General features: G+C 75.0%; 15 protein-coding genes and 1 pseudogene. 8 read left to right on the forward strand and 8 right to left on the reverse strand.

The window, feature by feature from the left end; all coding sequences use genetic code 11:
- Positions 1–14: 14 nt before the first annotated feature.
- The 5 genes and pseudogenes from ACVWNX_RS07755 to ACVWNX_RS07775 all read left to right on the forward strand — a co-directional run bounded on the left by ACVWNX_RS07755 (position 15) and on the right by ACVWNX_RS07775 (position 6,396).
- A complete protein-coding gene (locus ACVWNX_RS07755; RefSeq protein ID WP_454413146.1) occupies positions 15–1,928 on the forward strand; it encodes an ABC transporter substrate-binding protein in 1,914 nt (637 codons plus the stop codon).
- Positions 1,921–2,967 (forward strand): ABC transporter permease, encoded by a 1,047-nt coding sequence (locus ACVWNX_RS07760; protein WP_454413147.1) that lies wholly within the window; start codon positions 1,921–1,923, stop codon positions 2,965–2,967. Before ACVWNX_RS07755 ends, ACVWNX_RS07760 begins: the two co-directional genes overlap by 8 nt.
- Positions 2,964–3,902, forward strand: a complete 939-nt coding sequence (locus ACVWNX_RS07765) for an ABC transporter permease (RefSeq protein WP_454413148.1) — start codon at positions 2,964–2,966, stop codon at positions 3,900–3,902. The genes ACVWNX_RS07760 and ACVWNX_RS07765 overlap by 4 nt, the downstream gene beginning before the upstream one ends.
- Positions 3,899–4,852 (forward strand): annotated as a pseudogene (locus ACVWNX_RS07770) (ABC transporter ATP-binding protein); the annotation flags it as partial. The gene ACVWNX_RS07765 and the pseudogene ACVWNX_RS07770, both read left to right, overlap by 4 nt.
- Before the next feature lie 566 nt (positions 4,853–5,418).
- Positions 5,419–6,396: an ABC transporter ATP-binding protein gene (locus ACVWNX_RS07775; RefSeq protein ID WP_454414671.1), complete on the forward strand. Its 978-nt coding sequence runs from the start codon at positions 5,419–5,421 to the stop codon at positions 6,394–6,396.
- Between the two features lie 258 nt (positions 6,397–6,654).
- Here the strand turns inward: ACVWNX_RS07775 and ACVWNX_RS07780 are convergent, their stop codons facing one another.
- From ACVWNX_RS07780 to rimP, 8 genes are all read right to left on the reverse strand, one after another.
- Positions 6,655–7,602, reverse strand: a complete 948-nt coding sequence (locus ACVWNX_RS07780; protein WP_454413149.1) for a bifunctional riboflavin kinase/FAD synthetase — start codon at positions 7,600–7,602, stop codon at positions 6,655–6,657.
- A 208-nt stretch (positions 7,603–7,810) separates the two neighbouring features.
- Positions 7,811–8,716, reverse strand: coding sequence for a tRNA pseudouridine(55) synthase TruB (truB, locus tag ACVWNX_RS07785; protein WP_454413150.1), 906 nt, complete (start codon positions 8,714–8,716; stop codon positions 7,811–7,813).
- Positions 8,713–9,195, reverse strand: coding sequence for a 30S ribosome-binding factor RbfA (gene rbfA / locus ACVWNX_RS07790; RefSeq protein WP_454413151.1), 483 nt, complete (start codon positions 9,193–9,195; stop codon positions 8,713–8,715). The genes truB and rbfA overlap by 4 nt, the downstream gene beginning before the upstream one ends.
- A 100-nt stretch (positions 9,196–9,295) precedes the next feature.
- The gene (locus ACVWNX_RS07795) at positions 9,296–9,589 is read right to left on the reverse strand and encodes a DUF503 domain-containing protein (protein ID WP_454413152.1); all 294 of its coding nucleotides are present in this window, start codon (positions 9,587–9,589) and stop codon (positions 9,296–9,298) included.
- 199 nt (positions 9,590–9,788) lie between these two features.
- Positions 9,789–12,917, reverse strand: coding sequence for a translation initiation factor IF-2 (infB, locus tag ACVWNX_RS07800; protein WP_454413153.1), 3,129 nt, complete (start codon positions 12,915–12,917; stop codon positions 9,789–9,791).
- A gap of 145 nt (positions 12,918–13,062) precedes the next feature.
- Positions 13,063–13,350 carry a YlxR family protein gene (locus ACVWNX_RS07805; RefSeq protein WP_454413154.1) on the reverse strand — a complete coding sequence of 96 codons (288 nt, stop codon included), beginning with the start codon at positions 13,348–13,350 and terminating at the stop codon, positions 13,063–13,065.
- Between the two features lie 128 nt (positions 13,351–13,478).
- A complete protein-coding gene (gene nusA, locus ACVWNX_RS07810; protein WP_454413155.1) occupies positions 13,479–14,474 on the reverse strand; it encodes a transcription termination factor NusA in 996 nt (331 codons plus the stop codon).
- A gap of 2 nt (positions 14,475–14,476) precedes the next feature.
- Positions 14,477–15,007: a ribosome maturation factor RimP gene (gene rimP, locus ACVWNX_RS07815; protein ID WP_454413156.1), complete on the reverse strand. Its 531-nt coding sequence runs from the start codon at positions 15,005–15,007 to the stop codon at positions 14,477–14,479.
- Positions 15,008–15,182: 175 nt separating this feature from the next.
- On the opposite strand from rimP, the gene ACVWNX_RS07820 reads away from it, so the two are divergent.
- The 3 genes from ACVWNX_RS07820 to ACVWNX_RS07830 are packed head-to-tail and all read left to right on the forward strand — an operon-like array spanning position 15,183 to position 17,139.
- Complete coding sequence (locus ACVWNX_RS07820; protein ID WP_454413157.1) at positions 15,183–15,713, forward strand: hypothetical protein; 531 nt, start codon at positions 15,183–15,185, stop codon at positions 15,711–15,713.
- Positions 15,710–16,180 carry a ferritin-like domain-containing protein gene (locus ACVWNX_RS07825; RefSeq protein ID WP_454413158.1) on the forward strand — a complete coding sequence of 157 codons (471 nt, stop codon included), beginning with the start codon at positions 15,710–15,712 and terminating at the stop codon, positions 16,178–16,180. Before ACVWNX_RS07820 ends, ACVWNX_RS07825 begins: the two co-directional genes overlap by 4 nt.
- Positions 16,181–16,209: 29 nt before the next feature.
- Complete coding sequence (locus ACVWNX_RS07830; RefSeq protein WP_454413159.1) at positions 16,210–17,139, forward strand: aminoglycoside phosphotransferase family protein; 930 nt, start codon at positions 16,210–16,212, stop codon at positions 17,137–17,139.
- Positions 17,140–17,580 lie beyond the last annotated feature (441 nt).

The raw sequence follows: 17,580 nt of genomic DNA on the forward strand, positions 1-17,580 counted from the left end.
GCGAGGTCACGTCCATGGAGACCGAACCCCCCGGTACCGTCCCCCGCCCCGCGCGCGCCGTCCCGCCCCGCGCGGCCCGGACCGGCGGGCGGGGCGCCGCGCTCGTGACCGCCCTGGTCTCGACGCTGGCGCTGACCCTCACGACCGCTCCCCCGGCGCCGGGAGCCCCAGCGCGGCCGGACCGCCCGGCCCAGCGGGGCGACGGAGCCGTCACGGCGGCGGAGCCCCGCCGGACCCTGAAGATCGCCGTGTCGCAGAGCGTCGATTCCCTGAACCCGTTCCTCGCCTCACGGCTCATCAGCACCAGCGTCCACCGGCTCATGTACGAGTACCTCACCAACTACGACCCCGTCGACGGCCGTGCGGTCCCGGGGCTCGCCACCGCCTGGAAGGCGTCCGCCGACAAGCTGACCTGGACGTACACGATCCGGTCCGGGGCGCACTGGTCGGACGGGGTGCCGGTGACCGCCCGGGACGCGGCGTGGACGTTCCGGACGATGATGACCGACGAGGCGGCGGGCGCCGCCAACGGCAGCTTCGTCGGCAACTTCCGCGAGGTCACCGCGCCGGACCCGCACCGGCTGGTGATCCGGCTGCACCGGCCGCAGGCGACGATGACCGCGCTGGACGTCCCGATCGTGCCCGAGCACGTCTGGTCGCGGGCCGGGAAGGTCGCGGCGGTCACCAACGACGACCGCTTCCCCGTCGTCGGCAGCGGACCGTTCGTCCTCACCGGCTACCAGCCCGACGGCTACGTCCGGCTGCGCGCCAACCCGGCGTTCTGGCGGGGCGCGCCGGAGTTCGACGAACTGCTCCTCAGCTACTACAAGGACGGGGACGCGGCGGTGGCCGCGCTGCGCAAGGGCGAGGTGTCGTTCGTGCAGGGGCTGACGCCCGCCCAGGCGCGGGCGCTGGCCGACGAGCCGGGCGTCACCGTCAACGACGCGCCGGGCCGCCGCTTCTACGCGCTCGCCACCAACCCGGGCGCCCGGACCCGGGACGGCCGCCGGTTCGGGGACGGTCACCCCTCCCTGCTGGACCCCCGGGTGCGACGGGCGCTGTTCATGGCGGTGGACCGGGGGATGCTCGTGGACCGGGTCTTCCAGGGGCACGCGGTGGAGGGCGAGGGGTACCTCCCGCCCCGTTTCACCGCCTACCACTGGCGGCCGTCCGCCCGGCAGCGGGTGCCCCACGACCCGGCGGGCGCGGCCCGGCTGCTCGACGAGGCCGGGTACCGCGTGGACGACCGGGGGCGGCGGCTCGGCGCGGACGGCGAGCCGATCACGTACCGGCTGCTGTGCCACGCCACCGACCCCAACGACAAGGCGATCGGCCGCTACCTCCAGGAGTGGTACGCGGAGCTGGGGATCGGGGTGGAGGTGCGGTGCCTGGACAACGTCACCGATCCCTGGACGGCCGGGGAGTACGACCTCGCCTTCGACGGCTGGTCGGTCAACCCGGACCCCGACTTCGTGCTGTCGCTGCACACCTGCGGGGCGCTGCCGGAGTCCCCGGGGGTGCCGGGCGCCACCGACAACTTCATCTGCGACCGGCGCTACGACGAGCTGTACGCGCGCCAGCTCGCCGAGTACGACCCGGAGGCGCGCGCGGAGCTGGTGCGGCGGGCGCAGTCGCGGCTGTACGACACCGGGTACATGAACGTGCTGGCGTACCCGAACGCGGTGGAGGCGTACCGGTCGGACCGGATCGGATCGGTGCTGACGATGCCCGCGGCGGCGGGCAACATCTACGGCCAGGACGGCTACTGGAGCTGGTGGTCGGCGACCCCGGCGCGACCGTACCGGCCGGACACGGGCGCGGCGCCGGGCGGGGTGCTCGCCGGACTGGCGACGGCGGGCGCGCTCCTCGTCGGCGGGGCGGGGGCGGTGGCGCTGCGGCGCCGGGCGACGGCGGACGACCGTGAGTAGCGCGACGGGGGTGGCGGAGCGGCCCGGGGCGCGCCGGTCGGGAGCGGGCCGGGGGGCGGCGGGCTCCGGCTACGCCCGGTACGCGGCGGGGCGGCTGGCGGGGGCGGCGGTGTCGCTGCTGGCGGTGCTGGTGACCGGGTTCTTCCTGTTCCGGCTGATCCCCGGCGACCCGGTGAAGTTCATGACCGGCGGCCGTCCGGTCTCGGCGGAGCAACTGGCCGCCTACCGGAGTGAGTTCGGACTGGACCTGCCGTGGTGGCGGCAGTTCACGGAGTACTGCGGCAAGGCGCTGACCGGGGACCTCGGCTCCTCGTACCAGTTCCGGACCCCGGTCATCGACAAGATCGCCGAGGCCCTGCCGAACACCCTGCTCCTCACCGGGACGGCGTTCGTCCTGTACACGGTGCTCGGGGTGGTGCTCGGCACCCGGGCGGCCTGGCGCCGGGGCGGCCCCGGCGACCGGTTCCACACCGGGCTGGCGCTGACGCTGTACTCGGTGCCCTCGTTCTGGCTGGGGCTGCTGCTGATCGTGGTGTTCTCGGTGGGCGCGGGACCGGTGCCGGGGCTGTTCCCGACCGGCGGGATGGAGTCGGGGACGACCGAGGGCTTCGCCCGGGTCCTCGACGTCGCCCACCACCTGGTGCTGCCGGTGGTGACGCTGGTGGCGGTGGAGTACGGGCAGACGCTGCTGGTGACCCGGTCGGCGCTGCTGGACGAGGTGGGCGCCGACTATCTGACGACGGCCCGCGCCAAGGGGCTGCGGGACGTACGGGTGCGGCGGCGGCACGCGGTGCCCAACGCGGTGCTGCCCACGGTGACGCTGGTCTTCGTCAATCTGGGACGGATCGTCGCGGGCACCATCCTGGTGGAGACGGTGTTCTCCTGGCCGGGCCTGGGCGGGCTATTCTACCAGGCGCTGAGCGTGCCCGACCTGCCCTTGGTGCAGGGGCTGTTCCTGGTGTTCGCGGCGGCCGTGATCCTGATGAACACGGTGGCCGACCTGCTCTGTCCGCTGCTCGATCCCCGGGTGGGCCGATGACCACGTTCGAGGAGGGCGCCGAGGTCGCTCCCCCGCCGCCCGGGCCGGGTCCACGGGCGCTCGCCCGGCAGCGGCGGCGACTGGCCGCCGCCCGGTTCTGGAGCCGCTACCGCGCGCACCGCTCGGGGCTGCTGGGACTCGCCGCCCTGGTGGTGTGCGCGCTGCTCGCGCTGACCGCGCCGCTGACGGTCGGCGAGGACGTGCGGAGCGTGACCCGGGCGACGGGCGGCCCGATGGAGGGGCCGAGCCGGGCGTTCTGGCTGGGCACCGACCAGTTCGGGCGGGACCTGTTCGGGCTGCTGGTGTGGGGCGCGCGGGTGTCGCTGATGGTGGGGCTGCTGGCGGCGGTGCTGTCGGTGGCGATCGGGGCGCTGGTCGGGATCACCGCGGGCCACTTCCGGGGCTGGTACGGGACGGTGGCGATGCGGGTCACCGACTGGTTCCTGGTGATGCCGACCCTGGTCCTCGCCATCGCGCTGGCCACCGTGCTCTCCCGCTCGCTGGGCACGGTGGTGCTGGCGATCGGGGTGACCACCTGGCCGACGACGGCCCGGCTGGTGCGGGCGCAGACGATGGCCGTGGAGTCCCGCCCATACATCGAGCGGGCGCGGGCGCTGGGCGGCGGGCACCGTCATGTGATGACGCGGCACGTGCTGCCGAACGTGATGCCGCTGGTGCTGGCGCAGACCACCCTGGGCATCTCGGGCGCGATCCTCGCCGAGGCGACGCTGGCGTTCCTGGGGCTCGGCGATCCGACCGTCACCTCCTGGGGCGGGATGCTCCAGGACGCGCGGGAGGCCGGGGCGGTCAGCGCGGGCCACTGGTGGTACCTGGTGCCGCCGGGGGTGGCCATCGCGGGGGTGGCGCTGGCGTTCACCCTGTGCGGGCGGGCCGTCGAGTCGGTGTTGAACCCGAGGCTGGGAGCGGCGGAATGAGCGGACCGTTGCTGGAGGTGCGGAACCTGTCGGTGACCTATCCGGGCGGGGCGGCGGCCGTCCGGGGCGTGGACCTGACGCTGGCGGCGGGACGGCGGCTGGGGGTGGCGGGCGAGTCGGGGTGCGGCAAGTCGACGCTGGCCCTGGCCCTGCTGCGGCTGCTCCCGCCGGGCACGGTGACCCGGGGCACGGTGCTGCTGGACGGCGAGGACGTGCTGACGATGCGGTGGGGGCGGCTGCGGGCGGTGCGGTGGGCGGGGGCGTCGATCGTCTTCCAGGGGGCGATGCACGCGCTGAACGCGGTGCGCAGGGTCGGGGACCAGATCGCCGAGCCGGTGCTGCTGCACCGCCGGGCGACCCCGGCCGGGGCCCGGCGGCGGGCGGCGGAGCTGCTGGAACGGGTCGGACTGCCCGCCGCCCGGGCGCGGGCCTATCCGCACGAACTCTCCGGCGGCCAGCGGCAACGGGTGATGATCGCCATGGCGCTGGCCTGCGACCCCCGGCTGATCGTGGCGGACGAGCCGACGACCGCGCTGGACGTGATGGTGCAGGCGCAGGTCCTGCGGCTGCTGGACGGGCTGGTGACCGACCGGGGGGTGGGACTGGTCATGATCAGCCACGATCTGGCGGTGCTCGCGGAGACCTGCGACCGGCTCGCGGTGATGTACGCGGGCCGGACCGTGGAGGAGGGCCCGGCCCGCCGGGTGTACGAGGACCCGCTGCACCCCTACGCGCGGGCGCTGTCGGCGGCCTTCCCCAGGATCGGCGACCCGGCCGCGCGGTACGCCCCGCGCGGGCTGCCGGGCGATCCTCCGGACCCGTTGGCACTGCCCCCGGGGTGCGCGTTCCGGCCGCGCTGTCCGGTGGCCCTCGACGACTGCGGGCGCGTCGATCCGGCGCTGCGGGAGGCCCCGGGCGAGGACCGCCGGGCGGCGTGCGTGCTGGTCGGGGTCGGCGGGGTCCCGGCACCCGGCGCCGTCCCGGAGCTGGAGGACCTGGACGGGGAGGCGGCGGTCCTGGAGGCCCTGGCTCCGGAGCCCTCCGGCCCAAAGGACGCGGATCCGGAGGGCGCGGGGGTGGCGGGGACGGGGGTCACGGGGACGGAGGTCACGGGGGTGGGGAACGCGGGAACGACGGGCGCGGGCGCGGGAGTGGGGAGCGCAGGAACGGCGGGAGCGGGGGTCACGGCCGGGGTCCCCGGGTACCTGGAGCACCCGTCCGGCCCCCCGGCCGCCAGCACGGCCACCGCCCCCGGCGCCTCCCTCCCCCTCGACGGCCCCGGTGACCCCGGTCCGGGCCGGGACGCTCCCGGCCCCGACCCGGACGACGACGGAGTGAGGAGCGCGACGACCCCGTGACCGGTCTCCCCCCGCCCACCACCGGACCCGCCCCGCCGGACGGACCCGTCCCGTCCGACGGGCCCGCTCCCCCGGACCACGCCGGGCCCGTTCCGACCGACCACGGCGGGCCCGCGCTCCGGGGCCGTGGCGGACACCCGCCCCCGGAGCACGAGGCGCTGCTGAGCGCCCGGGACCTCTCCGTGGTCTTCCCCGGGCGCCCCGGGGCGGCCCCGGCGCGGGCCGTGGACGGGGTGAACCTCGACGTCCGCCGGGGCGAGATCGTCGCCCTGGTCGGGGAGTCCGGCTGCGGGAAGTCCACCCTGGCCCGGGCGCTGCTGGGGCTGGTCCGCCCCACCGCGGGCGAGGTCCGCTACGCGGGCGCGCCGCTGGCGTACGACGGCCGCTCCCTCAAGGCGTACCGCGCGCGGGCGCAGTTGGTGCTCCAGGACCCCACCGGGGCGCTGAACCCCCGGCACACGGTGTACGAGGCGGTGGCCGAGGGGCCGCGCGTCCACCGCCACGGGGGCGACGAGCGGGCGGCGGTGACCGGGGCGCTGGCCCGCGCGGGGCTGCGGCCCCCGGAACGGTTCCTGCTGCGCTACCCGCACGAGCTGTCGGGCGGTCAGCGGCAGCGGGTGGTGATCGCGGGCGCCCTGGTGCTCTCCCCCGAACTGCTGGTCGCGGACGAGCCGGTGGCCTCCCTGGACGCCTCGGTGCGCGGGGAGATCCTGGCGCTGCTGCTGCGGCTGCGCGCCGAACTGGGGCTGTCCGCGCTGGTGGTGACGCACGATCTGGGCCTGGCGTGGAACATCGCGGACCGGGTGGCGGTGATGTACCTGGGGCGGATCGTGGAGACGGGACCGGTCGAGCGGGTGCTGACGGCGCCCCGGCACCCCTATACCCAGGCCCTGTTGTCGGTGCTGCCGGAGGCGCCGGGCGAGGCGGTGGTGCTGTCCGGTGAGCCGCCGGACCCGTCCCGGGTGCCGTCCGGCTGCCGGTTCCACGTGCGCTGCCCGGTCCTCGCGGACGGGCGCGCGGAGCGCGCGGGGGTGGCGACGGCCTGCCGCGCCGACGACCCCCCGGTGCTGTCCGCCGCCCCGACCGCCCGACCGGCCTGCCACTGGGCGGCGACCCCGGCGGCGGCCCCGGAGTGACACCGGACCCGCGCCCGGCACGGGTCCGGGTCCGGTCGGAAACGAACAGGAGCCCCCGGAGGCGAACGGGCGGCCGAGGGGCGAACGGGACGGCCGGGTACCCGTGCCAAGGCCCCCGCGCCGAACGGAACGGCTCCGGGCGGGATCGGAACCCCGCACCGAACGGAAACGGCCCCGGCGGGACCGGAACCCCGCGTCGAGCCGGACGGCCCGGACGGGATCAGGACCCCGTGACGAGCCGGACGGCCCGGGGCGGGGTCAGGAAGCGTCGGCGATCAGGACCTTGGAGCGGCGGACGTCGTCGGCCATCGCGACCAGCAGGTCGTCGATGGAGTCGAACTTGGCCATGCCGCGCACGTAGGCGAGGAAGTCCACGGCGACGTGCAGCCCGTAGAGGTCCAGGTCGACCCGGTCGATGGCGTACGCCTCGACGGTGCGGGAGGTCCCGTCGAAGGTGGGGTTGGTGCCGACGGAGATCGCGGCGGGCATCCGCTCCTCGCCGACCTGGAGCCAGCCCGCGTACACCCCGTCGGCCGGGATCGCGGTGTGCGGCAGGGTCTCGACGTTGGCGGTGGGGTAGCCCAGCTCGCGGCCCCGCTGGGCGCCCCGGACCACGACGCCCTCGACCCGGTGCGGACGGCCCAGGATCTCGGCGGCGCCCGCCACGTCCCCCGCGGCGACCAGCCGCCGGGTCAGCGTGGACGAGAAGGGTTCGCCGCCGCCCGCGTCACCGCTGACGAAGAGGTCCACGACCTCGACCTCGTAGTCGTAGTCGTGGCCCAGTTCGGCCAGCAGGCCGACGTTCCCGGTGGCCCGGTGGCCGAAGCGGAAGTTGGGGCCCTCGACCACGGCCCGCGCGTGCAGCTTGTCGACGAGCACCTTGACCACGAAGTCGGCGGGCGACAGCTTCGAGAACTCGGCGGTGAACGGCAGGATCAGCACCGCGTCCACCCCCAGGCCCGCCATCAGCTCGGCCCGCCGGTGGTGCGGGGAGAGCAGCGGGGGGTGGCTGCCCGGCCGGACGACCTCGCTGGGGTGCGGGTCGAAGGTGACGACGACGGAGGGGACGCCCAGTTCACGGGCGCGGGCCACGGCCCGTCCGATGATCAGCTGATGTCCGCGGTGGACCCCGTCGTAGGACCCGATCGTGACGACGCTGCGCCCCCAGTCCTCGGGGATGTCCTCCAAGCCACGCCAGCGCTGCACTGTGCCGCTCCTTGTCGCATTCCTTGTCGCACCCTGTGGCGGTCCGCGGGACCGCGGTCCCCGCCGGATCCGCCGTGACGGATCCGCAGGTCTAAGAGTGCCATGTCCCGTCCGCCCGACCGGCATCGGCATCCGTCGCGGGCGCCCTCTTCCCCTGCCCCGGGCCACGCCCCGGCACACACCGGAGCGGGCCCGGACGGGCGGGGGTTCAGGCGAAGACGGCCAGGCTCCTGGCCTTGCCCTTGGACTCCTCCACCAGCACCACGAACCGGCCGTCGGGGTCGAAGACGGCGACGGCGCCGACGCCCGCGTACTCCTCGGGCATCTCCAGCCGCACCCCGTTGAGGAGCAGCCCGGCGCGCTTGGCGTCGACGTCCCAACGGGGGAACGCGGCGTCCGCGGCCTCGCCGACCGGCATCACGGCCAGTTCGCGCTGGAGGTCGTCCAGGGTGCGGGCGGCGTCCAGCTTGTAGGGGCCGACCCGGGTGCGGCGCAGCGCGGTGAGGTGACCGCCCACTCCGAGCCCGGCGCCCAGGTCGCGGGCGAGGGCCCTGATGTACGTCCCGGAGGAGCACACCACCGAGACCACCAGGTCCAGGACGGGCGTGCCGTCCTCGGCCTCGGCCTCCCGGACGTCGTACACGGTGAACGACGAGACGGTGACCGGCCGGGCGGGGATCTCGAAGTCCTCGCCCTCCCGGGCGCGCTTGTAGGAGCGCTTGCCGTCGATCTTGATGGCGCTCACCTTGGAGGGGACCTGCATGATGTCCCCGGTCAGCGCGGCGACCCCGGCGTCCACGGCGTCCCGGGTGATCCCGGTCGCGGGGACGGAGGCGATGACGTCGCCCTCGGCGTCGTCGGTGACGGTGCTCTGACCGAGCCGGACGGTGCCGAGGTACTCCTTCTCGGTGAGCGCGAGGTGACCGAGGAGCTTGGTCGCGCGCTCGACGCCGAGGACCAGGACCCCGGTGGCCATGGGGTCGAGGGTTCCGGCGTGGCCGACCCGCCGGGTGCGGGCGATGCCGCGCATCTTGGCGACCACGTCGTGCGAGGTGAAGCCCGACGGCTTGTCGACGATGACCAGGCCGTCGGGCACGGGGTGCTTGCCAGTCATGCCCGGGAGCCGCCGCCGTCCTGGTCGCCTTCGCTGTCCCCGGCTTCCGCTTCCTCGTCGGCGGGCTTGCGGTAGGGGTCAGCCCCGCCCGCGTAGGCGGCGCCCGCGGACGCCTCGCGGACCGCGGCGTCGGAGTTCCGCGCCTTGTCGAGGAGGTCCTCGATGGTCTTGGCGGTGTCGGGGAGGGCGTCGGCGACGAAGGTGAGGGTCGGGGTGAACTTCACGCCCGCGGCGCGGCCCACCTCGGAGCGGAGGACGCCCTTGGCGCTCTCCAGCCCGGCCGCGGCGGCGGCCCGCTCCTCGTCGTCCCCGTACACGGTGTAGAAGACGGTCGCCTCCCGGAGGTCACCGGTGACCCGGGTGTCGGTGATGGTGACGTGGGTGCCCAGCCGGGGGTCCTTGATCCCGCGCTGGAGCTTCTGGGCGACCACCTCCCGGATGAGGTCCGCCAGCCTCTTGGCCCGCGCGTTGTCGGCCACTGGTCCGCTCCTTCTCGAAAGCCTTGCGTATCGCGTGTGCTGTTGGGTGTACGGCGCGGCGCGACCGGTGCGCACCGGTCGCGGCGCCTGGGGGACGGACTCAGTCGTCGTCCCGGTGGAGCCTGCGCCGTACCGACAGCAGTTCCACTTCCGGTCGTCCCGCTACCAGCCGTTCGCAGCTGTCGAGGACGTCGGAGAGGTGTCCGGTGTCCCCGGACACCGCCGCCAGGCCGATCTCGGCCCTGCGGTGGAGGTTCTGGTTGCCGGTCTCCGCGACGCTCACCGCGTACTTCCGCCGCAGTTCCGCGACGATAGGCCGGACGAGTGAGCGCTTCTCCTTGAGCGAGTGGACGTCGCCGAGGAGCAGGTCGAAGGACAGCGTCCCCACATACATGGATGTCCGGATGTCCCGCCGGTTCGGGTTCAAGGCCGGGCCGCCGGGCGGCCGGCCGGGGGTCCCGCCGAGCGCACGGCGGGGCCCTTGAACCGTACACGCGACGACCGGGGCCGCTCGACGGGATTTCTCCCGCCGACCGGCCCCGGACCGCGTGACGCGGGCCGCCCGGCACGGAGCCGGGCGGCCGCCGGGCGCACTAGGCGCGCGGCTTCTCGCGCATCTCGTACGTCGCGATGACGTCGTCGACCTTGATGTCGTTGAAGTTGCCGAGGTTGATACCGCCCTCGAAGCCTTCGCGGATCTCGGTGACGTCGTCCTTGAAGCGGCGCAGGCCCTCGATGTTGAGGTTCTCGGCGATGACCTTGCCGTCGCGGAGCAGTCGGGCCTTGGTGTTGCGCTTGACCTCGCCGGACCGGATGAGCACACCGGCGATGTTGCCCAGCTTGGACGAGCGGAAGACCTCGCGGATCTCCGCCGTGCCCAGCTCGACCTCTTCGAACTCCGGCTTGAGCATGCCCTTGAGGGCCGCCTCGATCTCCTCGATCGCCTGGTAGATGACCGAGTAGTAGCGGACGTCCACGCCCTCGCGCTCGGCCATCTGCGCCGCGCGCCCGGCGGCGCGCACGTTGAAGCCGATCACGATGGCGTCCGAGCCCATCGCCAGGTCGATGTCGGACTCCGTGACCGCACCGACGCCGCGGTGCAGGACCCGGATGTCGACCTCTTCGCCGACGTCGAGCTGGAGCAGCGAGGACTCGAGGGCCTCGACCGAACCGGACGCGTCGCCCTTGATGATGAGGTTGAGCTGCTGGATCTCGCCGGCCTTGAGCACCTTGTCGAGGTCCTCGAGGGAGACGCGGCGGACCCGCTTGGCGAAGGCCGCGTTGCGCTCGCGCGCCGCGCGCTTCTCCGCGATCTGACGGGCGGTGCGGTCCTCGTCGACGACGATGAAGTTGTCGCCGGCGCCGGGCACGTTGGTGAGACCCAGGACCTGGACCGGGGTGGACGGACCGGCCTCGTCCAGGACGTTGCCCTGGTCGTCGTGCATGGCACGGACCCGGCCGTAGGCGTCGCCCACGACCATGGTGTCGCCGACCCGCAGCGTTCCGCGCTGGACCAGGACGGTCGCGGTGGCACCGCGGCCCCGGTCGAGACGGGCCTCGATCGCGATGCCCTGCGCGTCCTGCTCCGGGTTGGCCCGCAGGTCGAGGGAGGCGTCGGCGGTGAGGACGACGGCCTCCAGCAGGCTGTCGATGTTCAGGCCCTGCTTGGCGGAGATGTCGACGAACATGGTGTCGCCGCCGTACTCCTCGGCCACCAGACCGAACTCGGTGAGCTGGCCGCGCACCTTGGTCGGGTCGGCGCCCTCGACGTCGATCTTGTTGACCGCGACCACGATCGGCACGTCGGCCGCCTTGGCGTGGTTCAGCGCCTCGATCGTCTGGGGCATCACACCGTCGTTGGCCGCCACCACGAGGATCGCGATGTCGGTCGACTTGGCACCACGGGCACGCATGGCGGTGAACGCCTCGTGACCCGGGGTGTCGATGAAGGTGATCTTCCGGTCCTCGCCGTTGACCTCGGTCGCGACCTGGTAGGCACCGATGTGCTGGGTGATGCCGCCGGCCTCGCCCGCGATGACGTTCGTCTTGCGGATGGCGTCGAGCAGCCGGGTCTTTCCGTGGTCGACGTGACCCATGACGGTGACGACCGGCGGACGCGAGACGAGGTTCTCCTCGCCGCCCTCGTCCTCGCCGAACTCCAGGTCGAAGGACTCCAGGAGCTCGCGGTCCTCCTCCTCGGGGGAGACGACCTGAACCGTGTAGTTCATCTCCTCGGCCAGCATGACCAGCGTGTCGTCGGAGACGGACTGGGTCGCGGTGACCATTTCGCCGAGGTTCATCATGACCGCGACGAGGGACGCCGGGTTGGCGCCGATCTTCTCCGCGAAGTCGGTGAGCGACGCGCCGCGCGACAGGCGGATGGTCTCGCCGTTGCCACGGGGCAGCATCACGCCGCCGACCGACGGGGCCTGCATGGCCTCGTACTCCTGGCGCCGCTGCCGCTTCGACTTGCGACCGCGACGGGCCGGACCGCCGGGACGGCCGAAGGCGCCCTGCGTGCCACCACGGCCACCGGGGCCGCCGGGACGACCGCCGAAGCCGGGACGGCCACCGCCGCCACCGAAGCCGCCGCCGCCACCGGGACGACCGGCGAAACCGCCGCCGCCACCGGGACGGGCACCGCCGCCACCGCCACCGCCGCCGGGACGGCCGGCGAAGCCGCCGCCACCGGGACGACCGCCGCCACCGCCCGGACGGGCGCCCGCACCGGGACCGCGGCCACCGGGGCCGCCGCCGGGACGGGGACCGGCAGCGGGACGCTGCGGCATCATGCCGGGGTTCGGACGGTTGCCGCCGGGGCCGCCGCCGGGACGCGGGGCCTGCGGACGGGGCATGCCGCCCGGGGTCGGACGCGCGCCGCCGGGACCGGCCTGCGGACGGGGACCGCCCTGACCGGCGCCCTGGGGACGCGGAGCGCCGCCGGGGGCACCGGGGCCGCCGGGACGCGGGGCACCGCCGGGACGGGGCGCCTGCGGGCGCGCCATGCCGGTGGAGCCGCCGGACGTGAACGGGTTGTTGCCCGGACGCGGGCCCGCGGGGCGGGCACCGGGACGCGGGGCCTGACCGCCGGGACGGGCGCCCTGGGCGCCGCCGGGACGCGGAGCGCCGCCGGAGCGGTCACCACCGGAGCGGTCGCCGCCACGGGGCTGGTTGCCCTGCGCGGGGCCGGGACGGGCACCCGGGCGCGGGCCGTCGGGACGGCCGCCGGGGCGGGGTCCGTCGGCGGGACGCGCGGCGGGGGCCGCCGGAGGCGCGGTGAACTCCGGGACGCCCGGGGCGGGCGTCGCCGGGGCGGCCGGACCGGGGCGCGGGGCGGTGGCCTTGGGGGCCGGGGCCGGCCGCGGGCCGGGGGCGGGCGGGGCGGGGCGCTCCGCCGCGGGCGGCTTGGGAGCCGCCGGGCGCGGGGGGCCCGGGCGGGCCGCCTGCGCGGGGGTGTTCTGGCCACCGGTGGGGCCAGGGGTCGCCGAAGGCGCCGACGGCATCGGGGGCCGCGGCGTCGCCTTCCTGGGGGCCGAGGGCTTGGCGCCGGACCTGCCGGAGCCACCGCCCTGGAATGCGTCAGTCAGTTTGCGCACGACCGGCGCCTCGATCGTCGAGGACGCCGAACGGACGAATTCACCGAGTTCCTGGAGCTTGGCCATGACGACCTTGCTCTCCACACCGAACTCCTTGGCGAGTTCGTATACCCGGACCTTAGCCACTTCGCTCCTTTGAGGTCCGGGTTACGCCGGACCGTCGCTACTTCATGGGCGTACTCATCGCGTACTCATCGAGTGCTCATCGCAATCTCGACCTACTTCCGACTCGCGAGGTACGGGCCGCACGGGTTCGCACGGCGCCTCTTCGTTACGTGTTCTTGCCTGCTTCACCTGTGACCATCCGGGTCAGTGCCCCGGTGTCGAGCTGCCCCCGGGCACGGAAGGCCCGGACGAGCGCGCGACGGCGCACCGCCAGATCGAGACAGGCCGGGTCGGGGTGGACGTACGCACCCCGGCCGGGCAGCGTACCGCGTGGATCGGGGACACAAGCGTCCCCTTCCCGCACGATGCGCAGCAGCTCGCTCTTGGCCGCTCGCTCCCGGCACCCCACACAGGTGCGTTCAGGGCGTGCGCGGGCATGCGTCCGGCCAGACACGCTCTATTCTACCTCCCCGAACCGACCCCATTCCTGCGGGGCGGGCTCACTCACCTGATACTTCTCCACGTCGACGGACGGGCGCGGCCCCGGGAGCGGAGGGTTCCGCTCCCGGGGCCGCCCCGGTGTCACGCGTCCGGGGCCTCCTGCGGCTCCGTGTCCGGGCGGATGTCGATGCGCCACCCGGTGAGGCGGGCGGCGAGGCGGGCGTTCTGCCCCTCCTTGCCGATCGCCAGCGACAGCTGGTAGTCGGGCACGGTCACCCGGGCGGAGCGCGCCGCGAGGTCGACGACCTCGACCTTGGTCACCCGCGCGGGGGACAGCGCGTTGGCCACCATGTCGGCGGGGTCGTCGGACCAGTCGACGATGTCGATCTTCTCGCCGTTCAGCTCCGCCATGACGTTGCGGACCCGGCCGCCCATGGGGCCGATGCAGGCGCCCTTGGCGTTGAGCCCGGCCCGCGTCGAACGCACCGCGATCTTGGTGCGGTGTCCGGCCTCGCGGGCGATCGCCGCGATCTCCACGGACCCGTCCGCGATCTCCGGCACCTCCAGCGCGAAGAGCTTCTTCACCAGGCTGGGGTGGGTGCGCGACAGGGTGACGGACGGACCGCGCACGCCCTTGGCCACCCGGACGACGTAGGTCCGCAGCCGGGTGCCGTGCGGGTACTCCTCGCCGGGGACCTGCTCCTGCACCGGCAGGATGGCCTCCAGCTTGCCGATGTCCACCAGGACGTTGCGCGGGTCGCGGCCCTGCTGGACGACACCGGTGACGATGTCGCCCTCGCGGCCCGCGTACTCGCCGAGCGTCGCGTCGTCCTCCGCGTCCCGCAGCCGCTGGAGGATCACCTGCTTGGCGGTGGTGGCGGCGATCCGGCCGAAGTCCGACGGGGTGTCGTCGAACTCGCGGGCCTCCTGCCCCTCCTCCAGGTCCTCGGGGTCCTCCTTCGCCCAGACGGTCACGTGACCGGTCTCGCGGTTGAGTTCCACGCGCGCCCGGCGCCTGCTTCCCTCGGTGCGGTGGTAGGCGATGAGGAGGGCCGACTCGATCGCCTCGACCAGCAGCGGGAAGGAGATCTCCTTCTCACGCACCAGACCCCGTAGGGCACTCATGTCGATGTCCACGACTACGCCTCCTCTTCTTCCGTGCTGTCGTGCGTACCGTCACCGGCGGGGCCGGTGGACTTGCGGTTGAACTCGATCTCCACCCGGGCGCGCTCGATCCCGTCGAAGGCGATCCGGCGGGTGGTGGGCTTGCGGCCCTTGACTCCGGGGACCTCCAGGTCGAGGCCGTCCCCGTCCACCGCGGTGATCCGGGCGGTCAGTTCGCCGCCCGCCGTCAGATGGAAGCGGACCAGCCGTCCCGTGGCGCGCGCGTAGTGGCGGTGCTCGGTGAGCGGCCGGTCGGCGCCGGGGGAGGTGACCTCCAGGACGTACTCGCCGGAGCCCATGGCGTCGGCGGCGTCGAGGGCGTCCGAGATGCTCCGGCTCAGCTCCGCGCAGGTGTCCAGGAGCACGCCCTCGTCGGAGTCCACCACCACGCGCAGCACCCGTCGCTTTCCGGCCGGGGAGACGCTGACCTCTTCGAGATCGAGTTCCTGGGCGGTCACGAGCGGTTCCAGCAGCTCGCGCAGCCTCTCGCTCTGGGTGGTGCTCATCCGGGTGACTCCTCGGCCGCGTCTGCTGTTGTGGGAAGGTCCTGTGTCCGGTCAAAGGGTATCCGCTCCCGGAGGGTGTTGCCGTCCGTGGTCCCCCGTGCTCCGGGTACGGTGATCAAGGGCGTACCGCCCGTCCCTCCCGTCCCGCCACCGCGAGCCCCCGAGGACGTCCGCCATGCCGTTCCCCCTGCCGTCGCGCGACCGGTCCGGACCGAGCCGAAGGAGTCTGTTCACGGGTCTCGCGGGCGCCGCGCTGGTCACCGGGTGTACGACGGACCGGGACGACGGCGCCTCGAAGGCGGCGGAGCGGGCCGAGTCCGCGGCCGGACCGGCCCGCCGGACGAGCGCCCGGGAGAGCCGGGAGCTGGCCGGCCGCTACGACGCGGTGATCGCCGCGCACCCCTCGCTGGCGGGACGGCTCGCCCCGCTGCGGGCCGAGGTCGTCCGGCACGAGCGGGCGTTCACCGGCGCCGGGTCCGGCGCCACCGCCTCCGCCGCCCCGCCGTCGGACGGGTCCGCCGCCGGGAAGCCCGTGCCGGACCAGCCGCGCGCGGCGCTCGCCGCGCTCGCCGGACGGGAGCGGGAACTGGCCACCGCCCGGACCGAACGGGCGCTGGAGGTCCCCGGCGAGCTGGCCCGGCTGCTCGCCTCGGTCGCGGCGGCGGGCGCCGCGCACGCGTATCTGCTGACGGAGGACGACAAGTGACGGACCAGAGGGCCGCCGAACTGACGGCGCTGCGGGCGGCGCTGGCCGCCGAGCACGCCACCGTCTACGGCTACGGGGTCGTCGGCGGGAAGGCGCCCGCGCGGCGGAGCGACGAGGCCCGCTCGGCGTTCGACGCCCACCGGGCCCGGCGCGACGAGCTGGCGCGGGCGGTGCGGGACCTGGGCGAGGAGCCCGGGCAGGCCGCCGCCGCCTACGCGCTGCCGTTCCCGGTCCGGGACGCCGGGGACGCGGTCCGGCTGGCGGCCCGGCTGGAGGACCGGCTGGCCGGGGTGTACGCGGACCTGGTGCGGGCCAGTGGGGGGACCCGGCGGCGCGCGGCGGTGGACGCGTTGCGGGAGACGGCGGTCCGCGCGGCACGCTGGCGGGGCGGCAGCGTAGCCTTCCCTGGGCTCGCCGAGCGGGCCGCGGGCCCGGACGGTTCACCGTCCCCGCGGGCCCCCCGGTAGGCCGAGGTCAGGAAGGACACTCCCCGCCCATGGTTTTCGCAGCGCCGGAACGCCTGGTCCGGGCGCTCGCCGAGGCACGCCCGGACGGCACCCGTGACACGGGGGACGACGGGGCGTGGCTCGACGCGCTGCCCGGTCTCCTCGACACGGCGGTGGACGGCGCCGGGCTGAGCGTGGAGCGGGTGCGGCTGCCCGGCGGGCGCAGCTCCCTGGTGGTGCTGGCGCGGCTCGCGGACGGGACGCCCGCCGTGCTGAAGCTGGCGCCGCCGGGCGCGCGGCCGGATCGGGAGCGGGCGGCGCTGGAGCACTGGAACGGGGTGGGCGCGGTCCGGGTGCTGCCCGGTGGCCCGGCCGTCGGCGGGATGCTGCTGGAGCGGTTGCGGCCGGACGTGCCGGTGCGGTCGCTGCCGGAGGCGAAGGCGATGCTGGAGGCCGCGGGGGTGCTGCGGCGGCTGTGGGTCGAGCCGCCCCCGGAGCACGGGTTCGACACGGTCGCCGGGCGGACGGAGCGGCAGGCCGACGCCCTGGTGCGGGAGCCGGATCCCGGGGTTCCGGGGGTCGCGGAGCTGGTGACGGCGGCGGTCGACGCGCGGGCCGCGCTGGTGGCGGTGGGCGCGGAGGCGCGGTTGCTGCACGGGACGTTCCGGCAGAGCAAGGCGCTGGCCGGGGACCGCGCGCCGTGGCTGGCGGTGGGGCCGGAGCCGTTGGTGGGCGAGCCCGCGTACGACCTGGCGCGGCTGGTGCGGGACCGGGTGGAGGACCTGGTCGCCACGGCGTCGGGGGCGGGGACCGCGCGGCGGCGGGTGCGGAGGCTGGCGGAGTCGTTGGAGCTGGACGCCGAGCGGGTGCGGGGGTGGGCCCTGTTCCGCGCCGTCGAGTCGGCGCGGAGGGCCGCGGGGGCCGGGCGGTACGGGGACGCCGAGCTGTTGTTCGAGTACGCGAGCTGGTTGTCGTCGTAGGCGACACGCTGTCGCCTGGGCGGCGGGCCGTCTTCGGTGGCGCGTTCCGTCCGTGCGGACGGCTCGGGGTCGTGGTGGGTTGCCCGCGCCGTTCCCCGCGCCCCTGACGAGGCGGTGCCCTGGGACGGGTGTCCGACCTCGGGTCGTGGTGGGTTGCTCGCGCCGTTCCCCGCGCCCCTGACGGGGCGGTGGCCCGGCTGGCTGTTCGACCTCGGGTCGTGGTGGGTTGCTCGCGCAGTTCCTCGCGCCCCTGGCGGGGCGGTGGCCTGGGGTCGGGTGTCCAGTTTCCGTCGTGGTGGGTGCCTCGCGCAGTTCCCCGCGCCCCCATTGGGCGCCCGATGGGGGCGCGGGGAACTGCGCGAACGGCCACAGCGAACCCGCACACGAGGACCCGCCCGTGGAGGCAGCCCCCTCAGGGGCGCGGGGAACTGCGCGAACGGC

The organism is Streptomyces sp. JNUCC 64 (assembly GCF_054484115.1).

Excerpts from the sequence above, each read along its gene's own strand:
- truB (WP_454413150.1), bottom strand. The coding sequence starts at position 8,716 with ATGACTGGCAAGCACCCCGTGCCCGACGGCCTGGTCATCGTCGACAAG.
- ACVWNX_RS07820 (WP_454413157.1), top strand. The coding sequence starts at position 15,183 with ATGCCGTTCCCCCTGCCGTCGCGCGACCGGTCCGGACCGAGCCGAAGG.
- ACVWNX_RS07830 (WP_454413159.1), top strand. The coding sequence starts at position 16,210 with ATGGTTTTCGCAGCGCCGGAACGCCTGGTCCGGGCGCTCGCCGAGGCA.
- ACVWNX_RS07795 (WP_454413152.1), bottom strand. The coding sequence starts at position 9,589 with ATGTATGTGGGGACGCTGTCCTTCGACCTGCTCCTCGGCGACGTCCAC.
- ACVWNX_RS07765 (WP_454413148.1), top strand. The coding sequence starts at position 2,964 with ATGACCACGTTCGAGGAGGGCGCCGAGGTCGCTCCCCCGCCGCCCGGG.
- ACVWNX_RS07755 (WP_454413146.1), top strand. The coding sequence starts at position 15 with ATGGAGACCGAACCCCCCGGTACCGTCCCCCGCCCCGCGCGCGCCGTC.
- rimP (WP_454413156.1), bottom strand. The coding sequence starts at position 15,007 with ATGAGCACCACCCAGAGCGAGAGGCTGCGCGAGCTGCTGGAACCGCTC.